16 protein-coding genes are annotated in these 23,011 nt (G+C 69.5%); 7 read left to right on the top strand and 9 right to left on the bottom strand.

The genetic code is table 11. The annotated features are described in order from the left end of the window. Positions 1-58 precede the first annotated feature (58 nt). A complete protein-coding gene (locus ACFWBQ_RS16005) occupies positions 59-1,624 on the top strand; it encodes a DUF1996 domain-containing protein (protein ID WP_385488443.1) in 1,566 nt (521 codons plus the stop codon). Positions 1,625-1,683: 59 nt separating this feature from the next. Here ACFWBQ_RS16005 and ACFWBQ_RS16000 read toward each other — a convergent pair whose 3' ends face one another. Then, complete coding sequence (locus tag ACFWBQ_RS16000; protein ID WP_385488440.1) at positions 1,684-2,160, bottom strand: hypothetical protein; 477 nt, start codon at positions 2,158-2,160, stop codon at positions 1,684-1,686. 153 nt (positions 2,161-2,313) lie between these two features. On the opposite strand from ACFWBQ_RS16000, the gene ACFWBQ_RS15995 reads away from it, so the two are divergent. Then, a complete protein-coding gene (locus ACFWBQ_RS15995; protein WP_385488577.1) occupies positions 2,314-4,263 on the top strand; it encodes a hypothetical protein in 1,950 nt (649 codons plus the stop codon). Positions 4,264-4,297: 34 nt separating this feature from the next. Further along, positions 4,298-5,029 (top strand): TetR/AcrR family transcriptional regulator, encoded by a 732-nt coding sequence (locus ACFWBQ_RS15990; protein WP_385488438.1) that lies wholly within the window; start codon positions 4,298-4,300, stop codon positions 5,027-5,029. Here ACFWBQ_RS15990 and ACFWBQ_RS15985 read toward each other — a convergent pair. The 3 genes from ACFWBQ_RS15985 to ACFWBQ_RS15975 all read right to left on the bottom strand — a co-directional run bounded on the left by ACFWBQ_RS15985 (position 5,026) and on the right by ACFWBQ_RS15975 (position 12,697). Beyond that, positions 5,026-5,376 carry a 5-carboxymethyl-2-hydroxymuconate Delta-isomerase gene (locus ACFWBQ_RS15985; protein WP_385488436.1) on the bottom strand — a complete coding sequence of 117 codons (351 nt, stop codon included), beginning with the start codon at positions 5,374-5,376 and terminating at the stop codon, positions 5,026-5,028. The two genes, ACFWBQ_RS15990 and ACFWBQ_RS15985, sit on opposite strands and share 4 nt — an antisense overlap. A gap of 188 nt (positions 5,377-5,564) precedes the next feature. Further along, the gene (gene pulA, locus ACFWBQ_RS15980; protein ID WP_385488433.1) at positions 5,565-10,877 is read right to left on the bottom strand and encodes a pullulanase-type alpha-1,6-glucosidase; all 5,313 of its coding nucleotides are present in this window, start codon (positions 10,875-10,877) and stop codon (positions 5,565-5,567) included. 98 nt (positions 10,878-10,975) lie between these two features. Next, positions 10,976-12,697: a carbohydrate-binding module family 20 domain-containing protein gene (locus ACFWBQ_RS15975; RefSeq protein WP_385488431.1), complete on the bottom strand. Its 1,722-nt coding sequence runs from the start codon at positions 12,695-12,697 to the stop codon at positions 10,976-10,978. Positions 12,698-13,384: 687 nt separating this feature from the next. On the opposite strand from ACFWBQ_RS15975, the gene ACFWBQ_RS15970 reads away from it, so the two are divergent. Both ACFWBQ_RS15970 and ACFWBQ_RS15965 read left to right on the top strand, forming a co-directional pair. Further along, the gene (locus ACFWBQ_RS15970; RefSeq protein WP_385488428.1) at positions 13,385-14,194 is read left to right on the top strand and encodes a hypothetical protein; all 810 of its coding nucleotides are present in this window, start codon (positions 13,385-13,387) and stop codon (positions 14,192-14,194) included. Between the two features lie 100 nt (positions 14,195-14,294). Beyond that, the gene (locus ACFWBQ_RS15965) at positions 14,295-14,495 is read left to right on the top strand and encodes a hypothetical protein (protein ID WP_385488425.1); all 201 of its coding nucleotides are present in this window, start codon (positions 14,295-14,297) and stop codon (positions 14,493-14,495) included. A 45-nt stretch (positions 14,496-14,540) separates the two neighbouring features. Here the strand turns inward: ACFWBQ_RS15965 and ACFWBQ_RS15960 are convergent, their stop codons facing one another. The 5 genes from ACFWBQ_RS15960 to ACFWBQ_RS15940 all read right to left on the bottom strand — a co-directional run bounded on the left by ACFWBQ_RS15960 (position 14,541) and on the right by ACFWBQ_RS15940 (position 20,543). Further along, a complete protein-coding gene (locus ACFWBQ_RS15960) occupies positions 14,541-15,599 on the bottom strand; it encodes a LacI family DNA-binding transcriptional regulator (protein ID WP_385488422.1) in 1,059 nt (352 codons plus the stop codon). After that, positions 15,584-17,260, bottom strand: coding sequence for a glycoside hydrolase family 13 protein (locus ACFWBQ_RS15955; RefSeq protein ID WP_385488419.1), 1,677 nt, complete (start codon positions 17,258-17,260; stop codon positions 15,584-15,586). Before ACFWBQ_RS15955 ends, ACFWBQ_RS15960 begins: the two co-directional genes overlap by 16 nt. A gap of 98 nt (positions 17,261-17,358) precedes the next feature. After that, a complete protein-coding gene (locus ACFWBQ_RS15950; protein WP_385488416.1) occupies positions 17,359-18,237 on the bottom strand; it encodes a sugar ABC transporter permease in 879 nt (292 codons plus the stop codon). Continuing rightward, positions 18,234-19,250 carry a carbohydrate ABC transporter permease gene (locus tag ACFWBQ_RS15945; protein WP_385488413.1) on the bottom strand — a complete coding sequence of 339 codons (1,017 nt, stop codon included), beginning with the start codon at positions 19,248-19,250 and terminating at the stop codon, positions 18,234-18,236. The genes ACFWBQ_RS15950 and ACFWBQ_RS15945 overlap by 4 nt, the downstream gene beginning before the upstream one ends. A gap of 21 nt (positions 19,251-19,271) precedes the next feature. Continuing rightward, on the bottom strand, positions 19,272-20,543 hold the full coding sequence (locus ACFWBQ_RS15940; protein ID WP_385488409.1) for an extracellular solute-binding protein: 1,272 nt from the start codon (positions 20,541-20,543) through the stop codon (positions 19,272-19,274). A gap of 358 nt (positions 20,544-20,901) precedes the next feature. On the opposite strand from ACFWBQ_RS15940, the gene ACFWBQ_RS15935 reads away from it, so the two are divergent. Then, positions 20,902-21,945 (top strand): LacI family DNA-binding transcriptional regulator, encoded by a 1,044-nt coding sequence (locus tag ACFWBQ_RS15935; protein ID WP_385488406.1) that lies wholly within the window; start codon positions 20,902-20,904, stop codon positions 21,943-21,945. A 91-nt stretch (positions 21,946-22,036) separates the two neighbouring features. Then, entirely contained in the window at positions 22,037-23,008 is a 972-nt protein-coding gene (locus ACFWBQ_RS15930; protein WP_385488403.1) for a phosphatase PAP2 family protein, read from the top strand. The last annotated feature ends 3 nt before the right edge of the window (positions 23,009-23,011 follow it).

Raw genomic sequence — 23,011 nt, 5'->3', positions numbered from 1 at the left:
GTCCGGGTGCCCGCCCCGTATGGGACGTCACGCTTCTCCCTCGAAGCAGAGGAGTTCCATGGGACGCACGACGCGCAAGAAACGTTCGACACTCGCCAACCGGGCGATTGTCGCTTCGGCCGCTCTGATTCTGGGCGGAGGTGGGCTGGTCGCAGTCAATGTCTACGCAAGCGCGGGAGAAGGATGGTCGGGCTCACCCCCCGACCGGACCCGGAACGCGGGCCGGCAGATGTCCACCATCGACTGCCCCGACGCGGGAATAGCCCTCCCCGACGTGCCCGATCAGGCGCGCCCGGAGGTCGACCGTGAACTGGCGGCGATGGATACACAGATCACCGACGCCTACCGGAAATTCGCCGACCGGAAGGAACAGATCGCGCAGGATCCCGGCCTTGCCGAAAATTCCGTACTCGGCCCGCTGAAGAACAAGCGGGCCGCCAGTCTCGACCGGATCGGGATCGCCATCGAACGCAATGCGGCGGACCGGCCGCAGGGCCTGGAGGGACTCGCACCGTGCAGCCTGCGCGCCGATGACGAGGACGACGGCCAGGGCGACGGCCAGGGCGCCGAGGACGGTGCGGACCAGGGCGGCGACGACCAGGGACAGGACGGCGGCCAGGACCAGGGCGGCGACCAGGACCAGGGCGGCGATGACCAGGGAGCCGACCAGGGTGCCGACCAGGGGCAGGGAGACGGCCAGGACGGCGACGACCAGGGCGAGGACGACGGCCAGGAAGGCAATGGCCCCGAAGCCTCCGACTTTGTCGACATCGAGTCCGTCGAGCCCAACGTCGACCGCCCCCGCAACCGCCGGGGCGCCTCCCGCGGTACGTTCACGACCGACTGCGGCCGTAACGAGAACGGCAAATTCAACCCTGACAACGTCATTGCTGCACCCGGAGTGAGCAACGGCGCTCACCATATGCACGATTACGTCGGAAATCAGGCCACCGACGCCTTCTCCAGCGATGACGATCTGGCCGGCGGCGAATCGACCTGCCGTAATCAGGGTGACAAGTCCACTTACTACTGGCCGGTGCTGCGCCTGCAGAACGGACAGGACGAGAACGACGTGGGCGCCGACGGTGGCGGCAAGGACCAGAACGTCGGAGAGATTCAGACTCCGTCCCAGGTCACGCTGAAATTCGTCGGTTCCCCTTCCGGGAAGGTCACGGCAATGCCGCGCTTCCTGCGGATCATCACCGGGGACGCCAAGGCATTCACCAACGGCGACGCCAACGCCAACGCGTCCTGGAGCTGCACCGGATTCGAGGACAGGCAGCTCAAGGACAAGTATCCGATCTGCCCGGAAGGCAGCCAGGTGGTGCGTTCCTTCGCCTTCCAGAGCTGCTGGGACGGTCAGAACACCGACAGTGCGAATCACCGCACCCATGTGGCGTTCGCCCAGGACGACGGGCGGTGCCCGAACGGCTTCAGGGCCATTCCGCAGCTGGTGCAGCGCATTGTGTACGACGTGCCGCCGGGCCCCGGCTTCGCCGTCGACTCCTTCCCGGAGCAGCTGCACAAGCCCGTCACCGATCACGGTGACTTCATCAATGTCTTCGACGACCAGCTGATGAAGAAGGTGGTGAGCTGCGTCAACGGCGGGCGCAAGTGCAGCTGACGCGGCCCTGACGCCCCCGCTCCCCCCACACAGCGGCACCTTCCCCCGTTCCTGCGCGGTCAGCTCCCGTGGTGACCGGAGTGCCCGCCCTCGCTCCCCCCATTGCCACTGTTCCCCGAGTGGTGAGGCGAGGCGGTCTCCACCGTCCCCCCGAGCCGGCCGCGCAGTGCTGCGACCACCTTCGCGTCACCGACGGCGACCCACTTGCGGCCGACCAGGTACGAACCCCCGTAGTCGTTGGCCTCGTTGATCCACTCCCGCTGGCCGCGGTCGGTGGCGAAGGTGGCCAGCACGTACCGTCCGTCACCGGTGGTGCAGTTGGCCTGCCGGATCTCCTGGGCGTCGGTCTGCAGGTTCGGCTCGCAGCGCGCCTTCGATGCCAGCTGTTCCAGCGTCCCTGTCGCGGTCGGCGGAACGGCGGGCCTGTCGTCGCCGTCCGCTCCCCCGCCGCAGGCGGCAAGCAGGGCCAGCCCCGCAAGTACGGCCGCGGCGGCCCGGGGGCCTCGTCCTCGTCGCCACTCAAGCTGCTTCACCATCCGGCCATCGTGCCCCGGTACTCCCTCCTGGTGCGGCGGAACTACGGATTGCGGCCAGGGTCTCAACAGCGAGCGACGGTCCGCCGGGCGTGCGCCCCTGGCGCACCGGAGTGACCATCGCACCATTCGCTCGTTCTGCTGAACGTGCACCTACTGCGAGCAGTACCGTCGTCCGCCGGCCGCCCCTTCGCGGAACAGGCCGGTACGGACCGGGCCGAGGACGCGCTCGTCGAGCACTATGCGCGGCTGGTCAGGATCGGATATCTCGTGCTGCCGCCTTCGTTCGGCCGCAACCGCCGGGTGCTGACGGCGCACTGGCTCGCCCAGCGGTCCCTGCCCCGGTCGCGCAGCGCGCCCGCGGAGGCCGCTCTCCCGAGGCCGCGTCATGCTGCCGGAGCGGCCTCGGCCGAGCGGGGGTACGCCTATCTGCGGCTCCGGGTGGTGCGCTCCGCGCTGGAGGCGGGACTGCCGTTGCTGCGGTTCGCGCGGCCGCGGCGCGTGCAGCTGCCGCCCCTGCTGCCGCAGGTGTGGGGGCTGCGGCTCTTCCCGCACTCCTGCGGTGCGAAGGAACTGGCCCTGGAGCAGGCCCTGGCCGAGGCCTCGGGCCCCTGCCGGGCCGCCCATGTGCTGCGCGGTCTCGAAGGGCTCGCGGACACGGAGGTGTGCCGGGTCCTCGGTGCGGCGGGGGTCGCGGACCCCCGGGCGGCACTGCTGGAGGCAGACACGCTCGACGGGTCCCACGCACTGCTCGCGTCGCCCGAGTTCGACCCGTGTTCCCTGCAGGCCCGCCCGACCGATCTGCTGCGCCGCCGACGGCACGGGCGGGCCGTCACGGCCGGGCTCGGCGCGCTGCTGGTGTGCGGGACGCTGCTGCTGATGCCGGGCGACGGCCTGGGCCCCGGCACCGCCTCCGCGCCGCTCTACTCCCGTAACGCCGCCGCCGAACAGGCCCTGGATCCGGCCGCGTTGCGCCGGGTGGCCGCCGGGTTCTGGCGGAGCTCGGTCCGCCGGGACTTCACCGCCTGGCCCGCTCGGGGCGACCGGACCGATGACACCCGGCTACTGGGCCGTGCCCTCGCCGTGTGGGCGCGGCCCGGCCGTGCGGTGGCCTCGTCGGCCACGCCCGGGACGCCGGTCGGCCCGCCCATGGGTCCACCTCAGCTCCTGTACGCGGGCGAGGTCGGCGCGGCGGCGGTGGTGCTGTTCCACGACGGGCTGCGGATCGTGCGCTACGCCGAGCCCCGCAACGCCGATCCGGCCGGGGGCGCCGCTCTCGACTTCGCCCGGGTGGACGGCGCCGACTCGGCGGCCGCCGGGGCCCTGGTCGTGCAGCGCCGCAAGGGCAGGATCCGCTATCTGACGGCCCCCTGGGTGCGTGAGGTCTCCGTACGGAATCTGCTCGCACCGCACGACGCGGCGCGACCTCTGCGGCGCGACCGCCACGGGGTGACGGCTGCGCTGACGGGACCTGCGGCCTCGGTCGGCTGTCACTCCTGGGATGCCCTGGAGGTGCGGGACGACACAGCGGCCCGGCTGATGACGGACCTCGGCGAACTGACACCGGTCCGCCTCACCTCCGGTACGCCGTCCGCCCCGCACGATGTGTCGGGCCGGGCCGAACGGGAGAGCTGGGCACGCACCGCCTGTCTGCTGCCGACCGTGCGTTCGCACGGCGTCCGGTCGGTGAACTCCTGGCCGTACGCGAGACAGCCGCTGCCCGAGGGCGAGGGGGCCGCCCTGTGGCTCTGCACCCGGGCGGAGACCTGGCGGGGCACGGGCAGCAGGGTGCTGGCCCAGTTCCAGGCACCGCCCGAACTTTCGGGCGGCGCCGGTACGCCGGGTGCGGTCGCGGCACGCTCCGAGGACTCCCCCGACTGCGGGGTGCGCAGACCGCAGGTTCTCGCGGGCGTGCTGTGGAAGTCGGACGGCGGGCGCTGGTACGTACTCGCAGCCGGTTCCCGGCAGTTCGCGTCCCTGTCGGCGACGGGAGGCGTCAGGGGGCGGGCGAACGGGCGTCTGCTGGCGGTGCGGGCCCGGGCGGGCGACCGGGCGCAGCTCGACGGGCTGTTGGCGGACGGCAGCCGGGTGGGGGCCCTGCGCTGAAGGCGCGGTGTCCGGCCCCCGTTAGGCTGTGGGCATGACGACCGGTGTGCGGCGCAGGATGGGCGTCGACGAGCGCAGGCAGCAGTTGATCGGCGTCGCGCTGGAGTTGTTCAGTCACCGCTCCCCCGACGACGTGTCGATCGACGAGATCGCCGCTGCGGCCGGCATCTCCCGTCCGCTCGTCTACCACTACTTCCCGGGGAAGCAGAGCCTGTACGAGGCGGCGCTGGGCCGTGCCGCCGACGAGCTGGCCGGCCGCTTCCTGGAGGCCCACGAAGGACCCCTGGGGGCAAGACTGCTGCGGGTGATGGGCAGGTTCTTCGATTTCGTCGAGGAGCACGGGCCCGGCTTCGCCGCGCTGATGCGGGGTGGTCCGGCAGGCGGCTCGTCCACGGCCGACGCCCTGATCGACGGGGTGCGGCAGGCCGCGTACGAGCAGATCATCGCCCACCTCGGAGTCTCGGGCCCGCCGCCCGCCCGGCTGGAGCTCGTGGTGCGGTCCTGGGTGTCGCTGGCCGAGTCGACGGCCCTGCTCTGGCTGGACGGGCGGCGCATTCCGCGTGCCGAGCTGGAGTTGCAGCTGGTGCACGACTTCGCTGCGCTGGCCGCGGTGAGCGCCGCGTACGACCAGGAGATGGCAGGCATCGTGCTGCGGGTCTTCGCGCAGGAGCCGGCGGACGGACCCTTCGGAGATCTGCTGACCCGGCTCTCCGTCCTGGCCCCCGCCGCACCCGCCGTCCTGTCACAACGGCTGCCGCAGAGCTAATACCTGCAGAAGGACGCGTCCAGCTCCCGGACCTCGACCGAGGCGTGGACGGTGAGGCCGTCGACGGGCTTCAGATGCCCGGTCAGCAGCTCCAGAGCGGCTTCCGTCAGCTGTGCCTTGATCTCGGGGGTGCGGCCGGGCAGTATCCCGATCGAGACGTTCACGATGGCGTAGCCCGTCACGGCGTCGCCGACGACGGAGTCATCGGCCCGGAGGAACCGGGTCTTGCAGCCGTGGACCTTGGTGGTCACGGTCTCGGCGATGAGCGGGTGCAGGGCCAGCGCGAAGCCGCGGCGGTCGAAGCTGTCGTCGAGCTCGGCGGAGTAGTCGACGGTGATCTGTGGCATCAGGCGCTCCTGGGTGCGAGTGCGGACGAGTGCACATACGAGGACAGCGTACATACACGTGTACGGCATCAGCTTCGCGTGACCGCGCCGCCCGCACAAGGGAGTTCTCCGCGAAACGGACCCGGCCGGCCCCGGCTCCGAGCCGATGAGGGCGCGGAGCCGGAGACCGGCCGGATGGAACAGGGGCGTCAGCGCTGGGAGAACACGGCGACCGTGCGTCCCGGGACGGTGAAGCTGCCCGACTTCCCTTCGTACGAGGACTTCTTGACCGCGGCATCCGCGCCCGCCGCCTGGACGGGGTGCAGTGCGTACGCCTTCCCGGCCAGCTCGGGGATGTCCTGGCTCTGCGTACCCGGGGTGGCGTTCATGACGACGACCAGCTTGCCCAGGCGCATCGTGATCACCCCGGGTGTCTCGTCCTTCCCGGAGAGCGGGAAGGCCAGGGTGTCCTGCACCTGCTCGGTGGTGGCGAGGCCGAACTCCTTCTCGGTGGTACGGATGGTGAGCAGGTCCTGGTACGCGGCGGAGGCGCCGGTGATCTGCGCGCACCCGGGGGTGAGCGCGGCGGCGGTCAGCAGCGGCTTCCCGTAGGACCACTTGGCCTTGTTGTCGACGGCGGGCGGCAGTCCGCGGCCGAAGCCGTTGCCCTTGCGGCAGTCCCAGTGCAGCGCGTTGAACCAGTCGCCGCTGTCGTACGAGTTGCGGTCGAGCGACTTGGAGCGCAGCAGGTCGGTGCCGGCCTGGGAGAGCGAGGGGCCCTGCGAGAGTACGGCGGTCGCCATCGCCAGGACCTGCATGCGGGCCCGGTCGGCGGCCGGGGTGCCCACGGGGAGCTTGAAGGCGAGGGCGTCGTACAGCGACTCGTTGTCGTGGGCGTCGGCGTAGGCGAGCGCGTCTCCGGGCACCGCCGCGTATCCGGCGGGGGCCCCGTTGTAGTCGACGGCCGAGCCCTTGACCGTACGGCCCTGGGTGTCGGTGAAGGTGTAGTCGGCGAGGTTGCCGGTGAGGCCGACCTTGATCAGGTCCTGGTAGTGGAGCAGCCGGGCCTTCTGTTCGGCCTCGGTGCCGTTGGCGGGTGAGGTGTTGGGGTCGGTGTAGAGGCCGGAGGCGAAGCCCTGGACGCGGGGGTCCTCGTCGAAGGGGCCGCCGCCGCGTACGGCGTCGCGGGCCCGGTCGGAGAAGGTGGCGATGCCGGTGCCGGCCATGTTCTTCTGGGTGGCCTGGACGAAGCGGGCGTCATCGGCGATCTCACCGAAGTTCCAGCCCTCCCCGTACAGGATGATCTTGCTTCCGTCGACGCCGTCCTTCGCGACGGTCAGCTCGTCGAGGGCCTTGCGGACCGCGAGGATGTTGGCCTTCGGGTGGTGTCCCATCAGGTCGAAGCGGAAGCCGTCGACCTTGTACTCCTTGGCCCACGTGACGATCGAGTCGACGACGAGCTTGCCCATCATCGTGTTCTCGGGCGCGGTGTTGGCGCAGCACGTCGAGGTGGCGACGGTGCCGTCCTCCAGGAGCCGCTGGTAGTAGCCGGGCACGATCCGGTCGAGTACGGACTTGTCGTCCTGGCCGGAGGCGACGGTGTGGTTGTAGACGACGTCCATGACGGTCCGCAGCCCGGCGCCGTTGAGCCCCTGCACCATCTGCCGGAACTCGACGGTGCGCTTCGTGCCGTCGGGGTCGGAGGCGTAACTGCCCTCGGGGACCGTGTAGTGCAGCGGGTCGTAGCCCCAGTTGAAGCCGTCCTTGGCGGCGGCCTTCGCGACGCAGGCCTGCTGTTCCTCGGAGTCGGGGGCGTACACGGACAGGTCGCAGGCGGGCTTGTCCTGGTCCGACTTCTTCTCCGGGATGGTCCCGATGTCGAAGGCGGGCAGCAGGTGGACGTAGCCGGTGCCGGAGTCCGCGAGTTCCTTGAGGTGCTTCATCCCGTCGGAGCGGGTGTCGGTGAAGGCCAGGTACTCACCGGGGTGCTTCGACGTCCCGTCCGCGATCGAGAAGTCGCGGATGTGCAGCTCCTGGATCTGCGCGTCGCGCAGCGGGGTCGCTGTGGGCTTCTTCAGGCCGGACCAGCCGCTCGGGGCCAGCTTCGGGTCGTCGAGGTCGACGACGAGGCTGCGGGCGGAGTCGGCGGTCAGGGCGGTGGAGTAGGGGTCGGTGACCTTGTTGGTGACCATCTTCTGGACGGTGGGCGCCCAGACGTTCACGGCGTACCGGTAGGGCTTGCCGTTCCAGCTCTTCTTTCCGGTGACCGACCAGACGCCGGTGCGGTCGTCGCGCCGCATCGGGACGCTCTTGCCGTCGAGTTCGAGCGCGACGGTACGGGCGGTGGGGGCCCAGACGGAGAGCGTGGGGCTGCCCTTGCGGAAGACCGGGCCGAGGTCGGCGCTGCTCGCGGCGTTCCCGTACAGGCCGTCCAGGATTCCGGCGGTCTGCACCCCGGTGGCTGCGAGCAGGGCGCCGTTGGCGGCACGCTGGGTGGCGATCAGCTGGCCGCGCAGCGACTGACGGACCCTGTCCCGGTCGCGGACGTCGACGGTGAACGCCGGGTAGTCCTTGAGGTGCGGGTACTTCGCCTTCTGCGCGTCGGTGAGCACGGTGGCGTTGAGCCGGAGCCACTGGCCCTCGTCGGTCAGGGCGCCGTCGACGACGGAGATCCCGCCGTCCTTCGCGTACACGAGCTGCTGGCTGGTGGCGTCGGTGGCCTTCACCTTCCATACGACGGTGCCGGCGTCGATCCACTGGGCCTCGGCCTTGGTGAGGTCGGGAGTGGGCGCGCCGCCGGTCTGCGGCAGCAGGTAGCCGGGCTTCCCGCCGAGCATCCAGACCTCGTGTCCGTACGAGGCGATGTCCAGGGACTGGTCGCTCGGGAGGTCCTTCTCGTCGCCCTTGTGGAGGATGTAGCTGAGCGAGGTGGCGCCGTCGGTGAGCGGAACCTCGTAGGTGGCACCGTAGGCGTCGGTCTTCACGGGCTGCAGCGGCTTCGCCCAGTCCGTGGGCGCGGCGGCCCCGGTCCAGGTGTGCAGGCCCCAGCCGTCGTAGTTGCCGTCGGCGCGGTGGTAGTGCAGGACGGCCTTGGCGGTGTCCTGCGGCGGGTTGGCTCCGTCGGGTGCCTCGGTGGCCTGCCCGTCCTTGCCCTGCTCGACCCAGATCTGGCCGGTCTTCGCGAGGTCGACGGTGCGCAGGGGCCCGTCGGCGGTGCCGTCCTTCTCGACCGTGTACGGGACCGAGGAGGTGCCCTCGGCGAGGTCGATCCAGGCGAAGGCGCCGTAGGCGTCCCGCCCGATGAAGTCGGCGGACGTGTCGCCGGACTTCAGCTGCCAGCCCTCGTAGTCGCCGTCCGCGCGCTTGTAGTGGACGACGGCGTGGTCGCGCTCGACGGCGACCGGCTTCGGGGCCGGCGGCGTCTGTCCGGCGGTCGTCGAGGCGAGCGCACCGGCGGTGCGCCCGGCGCGGTCGATGACCACGGCCTTGTAGCGCAGGGGCGTCCCGGCCTTCACCGAGTCGTCCAGGTGCTGGGTGACCTTGTACGGGGCGTGGTCGGCGGAGCCGAGGGTGCGCCACTTCCCGTTGCCGGTCTGCGCGGCGAACACGACCCGGTTGAGCTGGCCGCCGTCCACGTCGGCAGTGATCTCGACGGTGCCGGTGGCTCCGGCGGCGGGGGCCTTCAGGGTGAGGGAGGGCTTGGTGGCCGGGGCGCCCAGCGGCTTGTCGGCACGGAGCACGACGCTGGAGAGCGCGGGCACGGTGACGCTGATCGCCTTGTCGGCGCCGCTGCGGAACTTCGCGGAACCGCCGTACAGCGTACGGAAGTTCATTCCGGCCGAACCGGTGGCGAGCTCGACGGTCTTCGCCGCGGTGCCGTTGTTGGTGGCCACGACGTACTCGTACGGCCGCTCGGTGTCCACGCGCGAGAAGGCGTACACGGAGCCTTCCGCGTACCGCTCGGTCTGGGTCCCGTCACGCAGCGCCGGGTGTTCCCGGGTGAGCTCGGAGAGCGCCGCTATCGACCGGTAGAGCGGGTGCCGGGTGTCGTACGCGTCGGAGGCGTGCGTGCGCTCGGTGCCCAGCTGGTCGTCGTCGAGGTAGTCGGCGGTCTTCGAGGCGAAGAGCGTCTGGCGGGCATCCTTGTCGCCGCCCGCTCCGGTGAAGCCCTGCTCGTCGCCGTAGTAGATCACCGGGTTGCCGCGGCCGAGGAACATCAGCTCGTTGGCGAGGCGGGCGCGGTCCAGGAGCTCCGCGTCACCGGCCTTCGGGTTGTCCTGCTCGAGGAAGGTGCCGATCCGGCCCATGTCGTGGTTGCCGAGGAACGTCACCTGCTCGTAGGCGTTGGCCTTGTCCGTGGTGTAGCGGTAGTCGTCACCGTAGACCGCGGCGAGCTTCGAGGCGGGAGCACCCTGGGAGGCGTACTGCCGTGCGGCTTCCTGGAAGGGGAAGTCGAGCGTCGAGTCGAGACGCCCCCGTGTGACGTAGGGCGAGGTGATGGCGGTGTCGGCGGAGTAGACCTCGCCGAACATGAAGAAGTCGTCGCGGCCCCGCTTCGCCGCGTAGTCGTCGAGGGCGGTGGCCCACTGGGTCCAGAAGTCGAGGTCGACGTGCTTGACGGTGTCGATGCGGAAGCCGTCGATGTCGAAGTCGCGGACCCACTTCTCGTAGATCTTCTCCATGCCGGACACGACCTCGGGACGCTCGGTCCACAGGTCGTCGAGGCCGGAGAAGTCGCCGTACTCGGTGGACTCGCCCGCGTAGGTCGAATCGCCCCGGTTGTGGTACATCGTGGTGTCGTTGAGCCAGGACGGGACCTTCTTGCCGGCGTTGACCGGCGTGTACGGGAAGGAGCCCTCGTCGGTCTTCGCGACGCCCTGCGTGTCGTCGAAGGGGCGGCCGTCCTTGTCGAGGTACGGGAAGGCACCCTTGGGCTTGTAGCCGTACTTCTTCTCGGCGTAGTCGACGGTGTCGGCGGTGTGGTTGGTGATGACGTCGAAGAAGACCTTGATGCCCTTGCCATGGGCCTTGTCGATCAGCTTCGTCAGGTCGGCGTTGGTGCCGAAGTGCGGATCCACCTGGGTGAAGTCGGTGATCCAGTAGCCGTGGTAGCCGGCAGAGGCGTTGTCCCCGGTGCCCTGGACGGGCCGGTTCTTGAAGATCGGGGCGAGCCAGATGGCGGTGGTGCCGAGGCCCTTGATGTAGTCGAGCCTGTCGGAGAGGCCCTTGAGGTCGCCGCCCTGGTAGAAGCCCTTGTCCGTGGGGTCGTAGCCGGTCTCCAGCCGCGAGCCGGTCAGCCCGCCGCGGTCGTTGGAGGTGTCGCCGTTGGCGAACCGGTCGGGCATCACGAAGTAGAACTGCTCACGGGTCAGGTCGTGCCTGGCCGGCTCCTTGGCGAGCGCGGCGTCCGAGGGCGGGGCCGGGGGTCTGGGTGAGGCGGCTGCGGAGGCCGCCGGTACGACGGGCAGCAGCGCCGCGCACAGTGCGGCAACGGCCCCCCGCCGGAGGGTGGTTCGGGACACGGGCGGGTTCTCCTCGACTTTCAGGGGTGGGTCCTTGTGGAGCTGGTTGCGGGCCGGGGACGCACCGCCGCGCGTCCCCGGCCCGCCGAGCGGTGTGCTCAGCTGCGCCAGACGTCGGCGGTCAGCGTGACCTTGCCGGAGGACGGCACGGTTGCGGTGCGGTTGGCGCCGCTCTCCCAGGTGACGTTGCCGCTCGCGTCCTTGCGGAGGTACTTGTACTCGAACGCCGTACCTGCGGGCAGGCTGACGTCGAGCTTCCAGACGGGGTACGTCGCCGGGTCGAGCTTCAGCGCGCTGCCCGGGGCCCAGCTGCCGAGGGCGGCCTGGCTGCCGGTGACGTAGATGTTCTGGCCGAGCTGGGTGGTGGCGTTGACACCGAAGGAGGCGCCGGACTGGCCGGTTCCCGGGTCCGGGGTGCTGCCGCCGGAGCACGTACGGGCGTTGACGTGAAGGGCGAGGGCCGTATTGGAACCGAGGGTGGCGGTGAACTGCCCCGAGCCGTTGACGGTGACGCCGTTGCCGGACTGGACGTCGCAGTAGTCACCGGCGGGCAGCGACGTCTGGAACGTGCGGGTCAGCGAGGAACCCTCGTGGTTGATCGCGACGTACGCCTTGGAGCCGCGTCCGAAGGCGATCTGGTCGCCGCCGTTGTCCCACCAGTTCGAGACACCCTGGCCACGGGCTGCGTTGCGGAAGCCGACCATGGAAGAGATCTCCCGCCAGGCGTGCTGGCACTTCCAGCCGTCGCTGTAGCAGGCGTTCACCTGGCCGCCGTTGGGCGGGCCGGCGTCCTTGTCGGACCACTCGTAGCCGGAGTGGACGTCCGGGGAGCCGTACGGGTAGGCGAGCATGAAGACGCTGGCCAGGGTGTAGTTCGCGCCGTCCTTGTAGTTCAGCGTGTCACCGCCGCGCTCGGTGTCGTGGTTGTCGACGAAGACCGCCGACCTGCCCGACTCCATGAAGCCCCAGCCCTCACCGAAGTTCTTGAGGTTGGCGAGGTTCTCGTTGTTGAAGACCTGCTTGAGGCTGCGGCCGTAGCGGAACTCCTGGACGTCACCGCTGCCGAGGTACTCCGAGGGCGATACGGCCTCGCCCGCTCCGTAGATCGCCTCGTGCTTCCAGTAGACGCTTGTGTTGCTCAGCCGGGACTTGATCTGGGAGAGGTCGCCGGCCGGTATGTGCTTGGCGGCGTCGATACGGAAGCCGTCGACTCCGAGGGAGAGCAGGTCGTTGAGGTACGTCGCGATCCGGCCGCGTACGTAGTCCTCACCGGTGTCCAGATCGGCCAGGCCGACCAGTTCGCAGTTCTGGACGTTGCCCCGGTCGCCGTAGTTGTTGATCTGCGACTGGCAGTCGTTCATGTCGCTGACCGAGTAGGTGCCCGGGTAGTCGTACTTGCTGTACGGGGAGCCGCCCGTGCCGGTGCCCGAACCGGCCGACATGTGGTTGATGACCGAGTCGGCTATGACCTTGACGCCCGCGCCGTGACAGGTACTGACCATGTTGGCGAAGGCCGTACGGTCACCGAGCCGGCCGGCGATCCTGTAGCTGACGGGCTGGTACGAAGTCCACCACTGGCCGCCCTGGATGTGCTCCTGGGGCGGCGAGACCTGGACGAAGCCGTAGCCGGCCGGACCGAGACTGTCCGTGCAGGCCTTGGCCACGGAGTCGAACTTCCACTCGAACATCACTGCGGTGACGTCCTTGTCGCCGGGCGGCGCGGCCTGGGCCGTACCTGCGGCGCCGAGCCCGGTGGGGATGACGAGAACGGCGGCACCCGTGACAAGGGCAAGCGTGGCAGACAGCGGTCTGCGTGCCATGTCTTTCCTCCTGCGGTGGGGGAAATGCGGGGATGGCGGAGCAGCCTCACATGGCAACGCGCCGTGCCCTCAAGGCTTATGAAGGTTCTTGCAGCAAGAATGCAAAACCTGCGTGCGAGCAGACGGTACGAGCCTGACCTGGCCTGGTCAACCCCCTGGACATCACGCGATTACATCCCGCTCACATCCGCGAAATCTTGGAGATTTCTTCCTGCAAGGCCTTTCGCAAGATATTGCGAGGCTGTTAAATTCATCCCGACTCCGGCCCGGTCGGCCGGGGGTCCCGGTACGCCGGGCCCCACGCGCCCGGCCGGCCGGGCCGGTCACGGCACAGAGAGGTCCGGAGTCGCTCCACTCCCCGCCGGCCCATCCCGGGCCGACTTCCGGACCTCTCCTGTGCGTACCGTCCATTGCGCGCGAACAGCAACGGAGACCTCTGCCGCGAAATGCCCCAACTCGCCACGAACAGGCGAGATTCCCCCGGTGCCACACATCTTCGAGGCCATGCCGGACCAGCTGTAAAGGCGCCGTCGGTCCGGGCCCGGCCCCGCACTAGACTCATCACCCATGTGGCCAGGACAGCAGTCGCCCTCCGGACAGCCGAACCCGCAGGACGGACAACCCCGTTCACTTCCCACGCAGCCCGGTCCGCCCGGCCCGAACTGGCACTCCGCACCTACGGTCGGCATGGGCGCGCCCGAGCCGCCCCGTCGCCCCTGGAACCGGACCACTGTCGCCGTCGTGGCCGCTGCCACGGCAGTCGTCGTGGCCTGCGGGGTGACCGGCTTCCTGCTGCTCCGCAACGGGACCGACACGGCCGACGCGAAGCCCGAGGCGACGGACTCGGCGAGCGCCGACGACACGGACCGGTCCGCGGCCGAGGGCGGTTCCGGCCCGCTCGTCCCCGGCTGGAACACGGTGGTCAACGCCAAACGCGGCATCACCTTCGACGTGCCGGTCTCCTGGTCGCGGCAGTCGGCGGACTGGGTCAGCTACGTCTCGGAGGACGGCGACCCCGACGAGAAGCCGTTGGTCGCGATGATGGCCCCGGCGGTCTTCAAGGAGAAGTGGTGCACGTCCGACGACGACAAGGACGGCACCGAGGACGACACCCCGCTCGCCTCGACGGGCACCACGGGGGAAAAGGGCGCAAGGAGCACCGCCGAGGCCGCCGAGGACACGGCGAAGACGTGGGTCTACGGCGCCTACACCCAGCCCGACAGAACCCGTCTCGAGATCGGTGAGGCCGAGTCGTACCGGACGAAGTCGGGCGTCGAGGGCAGCCTCGTGACCGTCACGTCCTCCGGGACGCCGGCGAAGGGTACGTGCGACACCGACGGCAAGGCGGTGACGTTCGCCTTCAAGAACGCGGAGGGCGACTTCGTGTCGTGGACCTACCTCGGGGCACACGGGGTGTCCGACGAGGTGCCCGACGCCACGATTCGCGAAATTCTGAGCACGGTACGGCTCTTCAAGGAAGGCGACGGGCAGGACTGAGGGGAGACCCCGTCGTCGCTACTCACCGACGACGTCCGGGCGACGCAGCTCACCGACCGGCGGCGGCCTCCTCGCCGAAGATCTCTTCGACGATGGCTGTATGGACGCCGCGAACCACGCACTGGCGCGACAGTTCCGAGTCACCGCAGGTGGTGATCTTCTCGCGGGTGGCGTCGGTGACGTCGATACCGCGGGCGCCGAGGATGATCAGGATGTTTTCGGCGCGACCCTCGGCACGACCTTGAGCACGGCCTTCTTCGCCGCGTGGGAAGCCTTCGCGACGTACGCCTCCGAGAACTGAAAGGCCGGGTCCCCCCTCCGGACCCGGCCCCAAATCGGTGCACCTTCAGGCGCTGCGCACCGCCGCGGTGGAGCCCCGCACCACGAGCTCCGGCTGGAACACGTACTCCGTGCGCTGCACGGGACTGCCGGCGATCTCCTCCAGCAGCGCCCCCACCGCCGCGGCAGCCATCGCCTGCACCGGCTGGCGCACCGTCGTCAGCGGCGGGTCGGTGAACGCGATCAGCTGCGAGTCGTCGAAGCCGACGACGGAGACGTCACGCGGGACGTCCAGCCCCCGTCCCCGGGCCGCCCGGACCACGCCCAGCGCCATCAGGTCGCTGCCGCAGACGATGCCGGTACAGCCGCGGTCGAGCAGGGAGCCCGCCGCGACCTGGCCGCCCTCGACGCTGAACAGCGTCGAGCACACCAGGAGTTCGGCCTCGCTCCGGTCCATGCCCAGCACGGAGACGGCCGCGTCGACGAAACCGTCGCGCTTGCGCCGGGAGGGCACATAGCGCTGCGGTCCGATCGCCAGACCGATCTTCCGGTGCCCGAGCTCGGCGAGATGCCCGACAGCCATCCGTACGGCGGCCGTGTCGTCGGGCGAGACGAACGGGGCACTGATGCGCTCGTTGTAGCCGTTGATCAGGACGAACGGCACGCCGCGGTCGCTGAGCGCGGCATACCGTGCCGGGTCCGCCGAGGTGTCGGCGTGCAGTCCGGAGAGGAAGACGATCCCGCCGACGCCACGCTCGACGAGCTGTTCGACCAGCTCGTCCTCGGTGGCGCCGCCGGGCAGTTGGGTGCAGAGCACGGGTGTGTAGCCGTGCCCTGCGAGGACCTGCTCCACGGACTGCGCGAACGCCGGGAAGATCGGGTTGGTGAGCTCGGGAGTCACCAGACCGATCAGCCCGGCGCTGCGCTGCCGCAGCCGTACGGGGCGTTCGTAACCGAGGATGTCGAGCGCCGCGAGCACCCGCTGACGCGTGGTGTCCGCGACGCCCGGCTTCCCGTTGAGCACCCTGCTGACGGTCGCCTCACTGACCGCGGCCTGGCCGGCGATGTCGGAGAGCCGCAGCGCCGGCCCGGTCCTGGGTGCGGGGACCGTCACACCGTCCACCACACCGTGGTGTCCGCGGGCAGCTCCACCGTGGCGCCGTCGACGGCGACCGGGGCGCTGGCGAGCAGCAGCGTGCCGGGAGCCGTCATCCGTACCGGGGCGCCCGTGGTGTTGACCGTGCAGACGAAGCCGGAGCGGCCCAGTGCGAGCACGCCCTCGGGGGCATCCAGCCAGTCGACGTCCGTGCCGGCGCCGAGCCCGGGGTGCTCGCGGCGGGCGGCGATCGCGGCGCGGTACAGCTCCAGCGTGGAGCCCTCCACACCGGTCTGCGCCTCGACGGAGAGCTCGCCCCAGCTGTCGGGCTGCGGCAGCCAGCTGCCGCCGCCGCCGAAGCCGTACGAGCTGCCCTCGCGGGTCCACGGGATCGGCACCCGGCACCCGTCGCGGAAGCCGTCCTGGCCCTCGGCGCGGAAGAACGACGGGTCCTGGCGGGCCTCGTCGGGCAGGTCGGTGACGTCGGGCAGGCCGAGCTCCTCGCCCTGGTAGACGTAGGCGGAGCCGGGCAGCGCCAGCATGAGCAGCGTCGCTGCGCGGGCCCTGCGCAGCCCCGTCACGGGGTCACCGGCCGTACGGATCTGGGTGCCCAGGCCCGGCGGGTTGGCGAAGCGGGTGGTGTGCCGGGTGACGTCGTGGTTGGAGAGCACCCAGGTGGTGGGGGCGCCCACCGGACGCATCGCGTCGAGCGAGGAGTCGATGACCTTGCGCAGTTCGGCGGCGTCCCAGGCGGTCGACAGGTACTGGAAGTTGAAGGCCTGGTGCATCTCGTCGGGGCGCACGTAGTTGGCGGTGCGCTCGACGGTGGGGGTCCATGCCTCGGCGACGGCGATCCGCTCGCCGGGGTACTCGTCGAGGATGGTGCGCCAGCTGCGGTAGATCTCGTGCACACCGTCCTGGTCGAAGAACGGCATGACATCGTTGCCCAGCAGCTTGAGCTGATCGTGCGTGCCGAGGTCGGGCAGTCCCTCGGCCTTGACGAGACCGTGGGCGACGTCGACACGGAAGCCGTCGACACCCATGTCGAGCCAGAAGCGCAGGATCGAGCGGAACTCGTCGGCGACGGCCGGGTGTTCCCAGTTGAAGTCGGGCTGCTCGGGCGCGAAGAGGTGCAGGTACCACTCGCCGGGGGTGCCGTCCGGGTCGGTGGTCCGGGTCCAGGCGGGTCCGCCGAAGATGGACTCCCAGTCGTTGGGCGGGAGTTCGCCGTCGGCGCCCTTGCCGGCACGGAAGTGGTAGCGCTCGCGCAGGGCGGAGCCGGGGCCTTCGGCGAGTGCACGCTTGAACCACTCGTGCTGGTCGGAGGAGTGGTTGGGCACCAGGTCGACGATGATGCGCAGCCCCAGGCCGTGGGCCTCGCGGATCAGCCCGTCGGCGTCCAGGAGCGAGCCGAACATCGGGTCGATGGCCCGGTAGTCGGCGACGTCGTAGCCCGCGTCGGCCTGCGGCGACGCGTAGAAGGGGCTGAGCCAGACGGCGTCGACACCGAGGTCCCTGAGGTACGGGAGCCGTGCGGTGATGCCCGCGAGATCGCCCATGCCGTCGCCGTTGCCGTCGGCGAAGCTCCGTGGATAGACCTGGTAGATGACCGCGTCCTGCCACCAGCCGGTGCGGTTGCCCGGGGCGTCGTCGGACGTGCCGGTGGAGGGGGCAGCGAGGTGCTGGGTCATGTCGTCCCTGGGGTGTCTGGGTGGGGGGCGGCGCCGGGACCGGGTCGGGGATCCGGCGCCGCCGTGACGGGTGCGTTCGGTCGTACGTGCCCTGGGCGTCAGCCCTTGACGGCTCCGGCGGACATTCCGGTGACCAGGTGCTTCTGCGCGAAGAGGAAGACCAGGGCCGCGGGGATCGCGATGAGGACGGACGCGGCGGTCATCGGACCCCACTGGGCTCCGTACTGGTTGACGAACTTCTGCAGTCCGCCCGCGAGTGTGAGGTTCTCGTCGCCGACCATGAAGGCGGAGGCGTACGCCACCTCGCCCCAGGCGGTGATGAAGGAGTAGAAGGCGGTGACGGCGAGGCCGGGCTTGGCGAGCGGCAGGATGAGCCGCCAGAACGTGCCGAACGGGGTGAGGCCGTCGACCTGCCCCGACTCGTCGATCTCCCGCGGGATCGTGTCGAAGAAGCCCTTCATCATCCAGGCGCAGAACGGCACCGAGATGGTGAGGTAGGTGATGACGAGTCCGGCCGGCTGGTTGAGCAGGCCGATGCCCGCCATGATGTTGTAGATCGGCACGATCAGGACGGCGACCGGGAACATCTGGGTGATCAGCAGCGTCCACATCAGCCCGCGCTTGCCGGGGAAGCGGAAGCGGCTGACGGCGTAGCCCGTGGTGGCGGACACGAAGACACCGATGACGGTGGAGAGCCCCGCGACGATCACGGAGTTGCCGAACCAGCTCAGGAACTCGGTGTCCTTGATCAGGTTCGTGTAGTTCTCGAACGTCGTCTCTTTGAAGAAGTCCGTCGTCGTGGCGAACTTGGCGGGCTTCAACGAGGTCAGCAGGACCCACAGCACCGGGAAGACCGCGATCACGGACGCGATGATCAGGGTGACGTGCAGGGCCACGGATGCGGCCGGGGAGCGGTCGCCGCGCAGGCGGGGCTTGCGGACGGCGTGCCGGGCGGAGGTTTCCGTAAAGGTGGTCACCAGTTGTCTCCCTGCGTGCGGAGCACTCGCCGGTACACCATGGCGAAGAGCATCAGGAGTACGAGGATCAGCACGCCCCAGGTGGAGGACTGCGCGAAGTCGCGCGGGCTGATCTCGAAGGAGAATTTGTATGCCTGGGTGACCAGGATCTGGGTGGCCTCACCGGGTCCGCCGCGGGTCAGCAGGAAGATCACCGGGAACATGTTGAAGGTCCAGATGGTAGAGAGCAGGACCACCGTGGTGGACACCGGGCGCAGTCCGGGGAGCGTGATGTGCCGGAAGCGCTGCCAGGCGGTGGCGCCGTCCATCTCGGCCGCTTCGTACTGCTCCGAGGGGATCGACTGCAGTCCGCCGAGCAGGGCGACCATCATGAACGGCACGCCGAGCCAGACGTTGACGGCGATGACGGAGAACTTGGCCCAGGTGGGGTCGTTGAGCCACGGTATGCCGTCGATGCCGCCGCCGCCGAGGATCTTGTTGAGCAGCCCGCGGTCCTCGTTGTAGAGGAAGCGCCAGGCGAAGACCGAGACGAAGCCGGGGATGGCCCAGGGCAGGATCAGGGCCATGCGGTAGGCGGAGCGTCCCGCGATTCGGCGGTTGAGGATGTTGGCGAGGCCCATGCCGAGGCAGAAGGTGATGCCGACGCAGGAGACCGTCCACACCAGCGTCCAGCCGAGCGTGCCGAGGAACTGGGTACCCGTCAGCGCGTCGACGTAGTTGTCCACACCCACGAACTTGTAGGTGGCGGGCAGTTCGTTGACACCGATGGACCGTGCGACGTTGCGCTCGTTCGCGTCGGTCAGCGACAGGTAGACGCCGCGGACCAGCGGGTAGCCGATGATCACGCCGATGACGATCACGACCGGGGCGACCATGGTCCAGGCGTACCAGTGGACCGACATGGCCCGCCGGAGCTTGCTCGGTGGAGCGGATTTACCAGTACCGCGGCTCCGGCCGCGGGCGACGACGTCGCCCGCGGCCTTCGCCACCGACTGGCTGGTGTGGACAGCCATCAGTCGGCCTGCCTTCCTGAGTTACTTCCAGCCCTTGAGGAGCTTGCGGTAGGAGTCGCCGGTCGTGGACGCGGCCTTCTCCGGCGTGGTCTGGCCGGTGAGGACCTTGGTGTACTCGGTGACGAGCGGCGCGAAGAGGCTGCCGGTCTCCGGGATCCACGGGCGCTCGACGGCGGTCTCGACGACGGGCTTGAAGAAGCCGACGATCTCGCTGTCGACGGCCTGCTTCTTGGCGTAGGCGTCGGTGCGGGTCGGGAGCAGGTTCAGCTCACCGGCGGTCTGCGCCTGGGTCTCCACCGAGGTCATGTACTCGACGAAGGCGTACGAGGCGTCGAGGTTCTTCGAGCCCGCGTAGACGGCGAGGTTGTGGCCGCCCTGCGGGGCGCCCTGCGAGGCCGAACCGGCCGGCACCGGGGCGATGCCCAGGTTGGCCTTGTCGGCGAACTCCTTGCCGGTCAGCGTGTCGGCGACGGCCCACGGGCCGTTGATCATCATCGCGACCTTGCCGTCCTTGAACGACGACTGCATGTTCTCCCAGCCGTCGGTGGCGTCGGTCTTCGCCGCACCGGAGTCGACGAGGTCCTTGACGGTCGCGAACGCCTTGACGCCCTCGGGCTTGTCCACCGTGACGGACTTGCTGGAGGCGTCGACCAGGTCGCCGCCCTCGCCGTACAGGAAGGAAAGGAACCAGTACGCGTCGTCGCCGCGCAGGTAGAGGCCGGTCTTGCCGGTCTTTTCCTTGATCGTCTTGGAGACGGTCTTCAGGTCCGCGATGTTGGAGGGGACCTCGACACCGGCCTCCGCGAAGATCTTCTTGTTGTAGAAGATGCCCATGGAGTCGATGACCTGCGGGACCGCGTACGTCTTGTCCTTGTACTTGGTCGACGCGGCGGCCTGCTTGAGGAAGTCGTCCTCGTTCTTCAGCGCGGCGGTGCCGTCCAGCGGGGCGAGGTAACCGAGGTCCGCGAACTCGGGGGTCCAGGCGACCTCGGAGCGGATGACGTCGGGGGCACCGGCGCCGGCCTGCGCCGCGTTCTTGAACTTGTTCTGCGCCTCGCCGAAGGGCACGTTGACGTACTTGACGTCAACCTTCGGGTGCTTCTTCTCGAAACCCTCGGCAAGCTTCTTGAAGACCTTGTCCTCGCTGCCGACGGTCGAGGTGTCCCACCAGGTAACCGTGCCGGAGAGCTCGCCCGAGCTCTTGCTGCCGCCGGACTCGTCATCACTGCCGCAGGCGGTTGCCGCAAGCGCCAGGGCCGCGACCAGGGCGGTGGCCGTTATGCCACGTCGCATCTGAACTCCTTCAACTGCCGTACCGCTCCGTCGCGGCGCCGGGTCGACGTGAACGTAACAAGGATGAAAGGCGACCGAAAGACTTTGCGGAAGATTTCTGCAAGCTCCGGCGATCGTTACATTGGCGTGTCCGCAAGGTTGCCGTCAAGCCTCTTGACGGGAGCCCCGCATCCCTGCCCACACCAGGCCAGAGCCCCTCTCAGCGCGGTGTGACGATCCGACTGCGGACAGCAGACAGCGCTCGCAAGGTCTTGCAAGATGTTGCTACGGGAAGGCCGCCAGGCCTGCGCCGGCGAGCCCGGGCGCCCGAATCCTGCGCATGGTGGGCAATCCGACACGCGCCCGGTACAGTCCACTCATGACCGCACGGCTTGCCGATATCGCAACTCAGGCGGGGGTCAGCGAAGCTACGGTCAGCCGCGTACTGAACGGCAAGCCCGGTGTTGCTGCGGCCACCCGCGAATCCGTCCTCGCGGCGCTCGACGTCCTCGGATACGAACGCCCCGTCCGACTGCGCAGGCGCAGCGCGGGCCTCGTCGGCCTGATCACGCCCGAGCTGGAGAACCCGATCTTCCCGGCGCTCGCCCAGGTGATCGGCCAGGCGCTGACCCGGCAGGGCTACACGCCGGTGCTCGCGACCCAGACGCCCGGCGGCTCCACCGAGGACGAACTCACCGAGATGCTCGTCGACCGCGGCGTCTCGGGCATCATCTTCGTCTCCGGGCTGCACGCCGATACCTCGGCCGACATGCAGCGCTACGAACAACTGCGGGCCCAGGGTGTTCCCTTCGTCCTGGTCAACGGCTTCTCACCCAAGGTGCAGGCGCCGTTCATCTCCCCCGACGACCGGGCCGCGATGCGGCTCGCGGTGACGCACCTGGTGGCGCTCGGGCATCAGCGCATCGGGCTTGCGGTCGGCCCGAAGCGCTTCGTTCCCGTACTTCGCAAGATAGAGGGATTCCACGCAACGATGCAGGAACAGCTGAACCTCACCGCGGACGCGGTGGAGGAGCTGATCCAGCACTCCCTGTACACCCTGGAGGGCGGTCAGGCTGCCGCCTCGGCGCTGATGGAGCGAGGCTGCACCGCGGTGGTGTGCGCGAGCGACATGATGGCCCTCGGCGCGATCAGGGCGGCCCGCCGGATGTCGTTGGAGGTTCCGCGCGACCTGTCGGTCGTCGGTTACGACGACTCGCCCCTCATAGCATTCACCGATCCGCCTCTGACCACGATCCGTCAGCCGGTGACAGCGATGGGCCAGGCCGCGGTGCGTACGCTGCTGGAGGAGATCGGCGGCACGCCCGCTCCGCACAGTGAGTTCGTCTTCATGCCTGAGCTGGTCGTTCGTGGCTCGACGGCCTCGGGGCCCGGCCCCTCCTCAGGATCCCACCCTCGTCGTTAAGGTGCAGAATGTGCGACCGGAACCCGTCCGGAGGATCATCGGGCGGAGGGGAACGTATCTGGCAGACTCTGCACCTATGGGTGAATCGCACGTGACTACACAGGAAGACCGCATGGCGGCCAACCCGTCACCCATCGTGAACGAGGCGGCGGCTACCGGATCGACGCGGATCGCCGACCGGGAACGACTGTGGTCACTGCGCTCGTTGCGGTCCCCGCGCCGTCCTCGCGTCTGGTTCGAAATCCTGCTGATCGCGGTCAGTTACTGGCTCTACTCGCTGGTGCGCAACGCCGTCCCCGAGCAGCAGGCCGCGGCCATGCGCAACGCCGACTGGGTCTGGTCGCTCGAGCACGCGGTGGGGCTCGCCTTCGAGGAGTCGGTCAACCGGGCCGTCAATTCGGTGACGTGGCTGATCGTGTCGATGAACTACTACTACGCGACGCTGCACTTCGTCGTGACCATCGGTGTGCTGATCTGGCTGTTCCGCCGCCATCCCGGCCGCTATGCGGCGTCCCGCCTGATCCTCTTCTCCACGACGGCCGTCGCCCTGCTCGGCTACTACCTGTTCCCGCTGGCACCACCGCGTCTGATGAGCGGCGGGGGCTTCATCGACACGGTGATGCTGCACCAGACCTGGGGTTCGATGGCTTCGGGCAACTTCAAGCACATGTCGAACCAGTACGCGGCGATGCCTTCGATGCACATCGGGTGGTCGCTGTGGTGCGGTCTGACCATCTGCGCCCTGGCCACCGCCCCGTGGGCGCGGATCCTGGGCCTGCTCTACCCGGCAGCGACCCTGGTCGTGATCGTGGCGACCGCGAACCACTTCTGGCTGGACGCGGTGGGCGGTATGGCCTGCCTGACGTTCGGCTACGCGATCTCGTACGCCTGGTACGGGTCGCTGCCGCACCGGCTGCCGCGGCGGCCGTCGGCTGCTTCGGGCCGCAGCCGCCTTCGGTCGCTGCTACCGGTCCCGGCCGACCGCACCCGCCGCGACCCGTCGCACCCGTCCACCCAGCCGAACCCGGTCCCGGCCCGCTCGGCCCCGCCGAGCTCCGGCTGACCG

The organism is Streptomyces sp. NPDC060035, from assembly GCF_042736635.1.
Taxonomy (GTDB): Bacteria; Actinomycetota; Actinomycetes; order Streptomycetales; family Streptomycetaceae; genus Streptomyces.
This window is presented reverse-complemented; position numbering and strand designations above follow the sequence as displayed.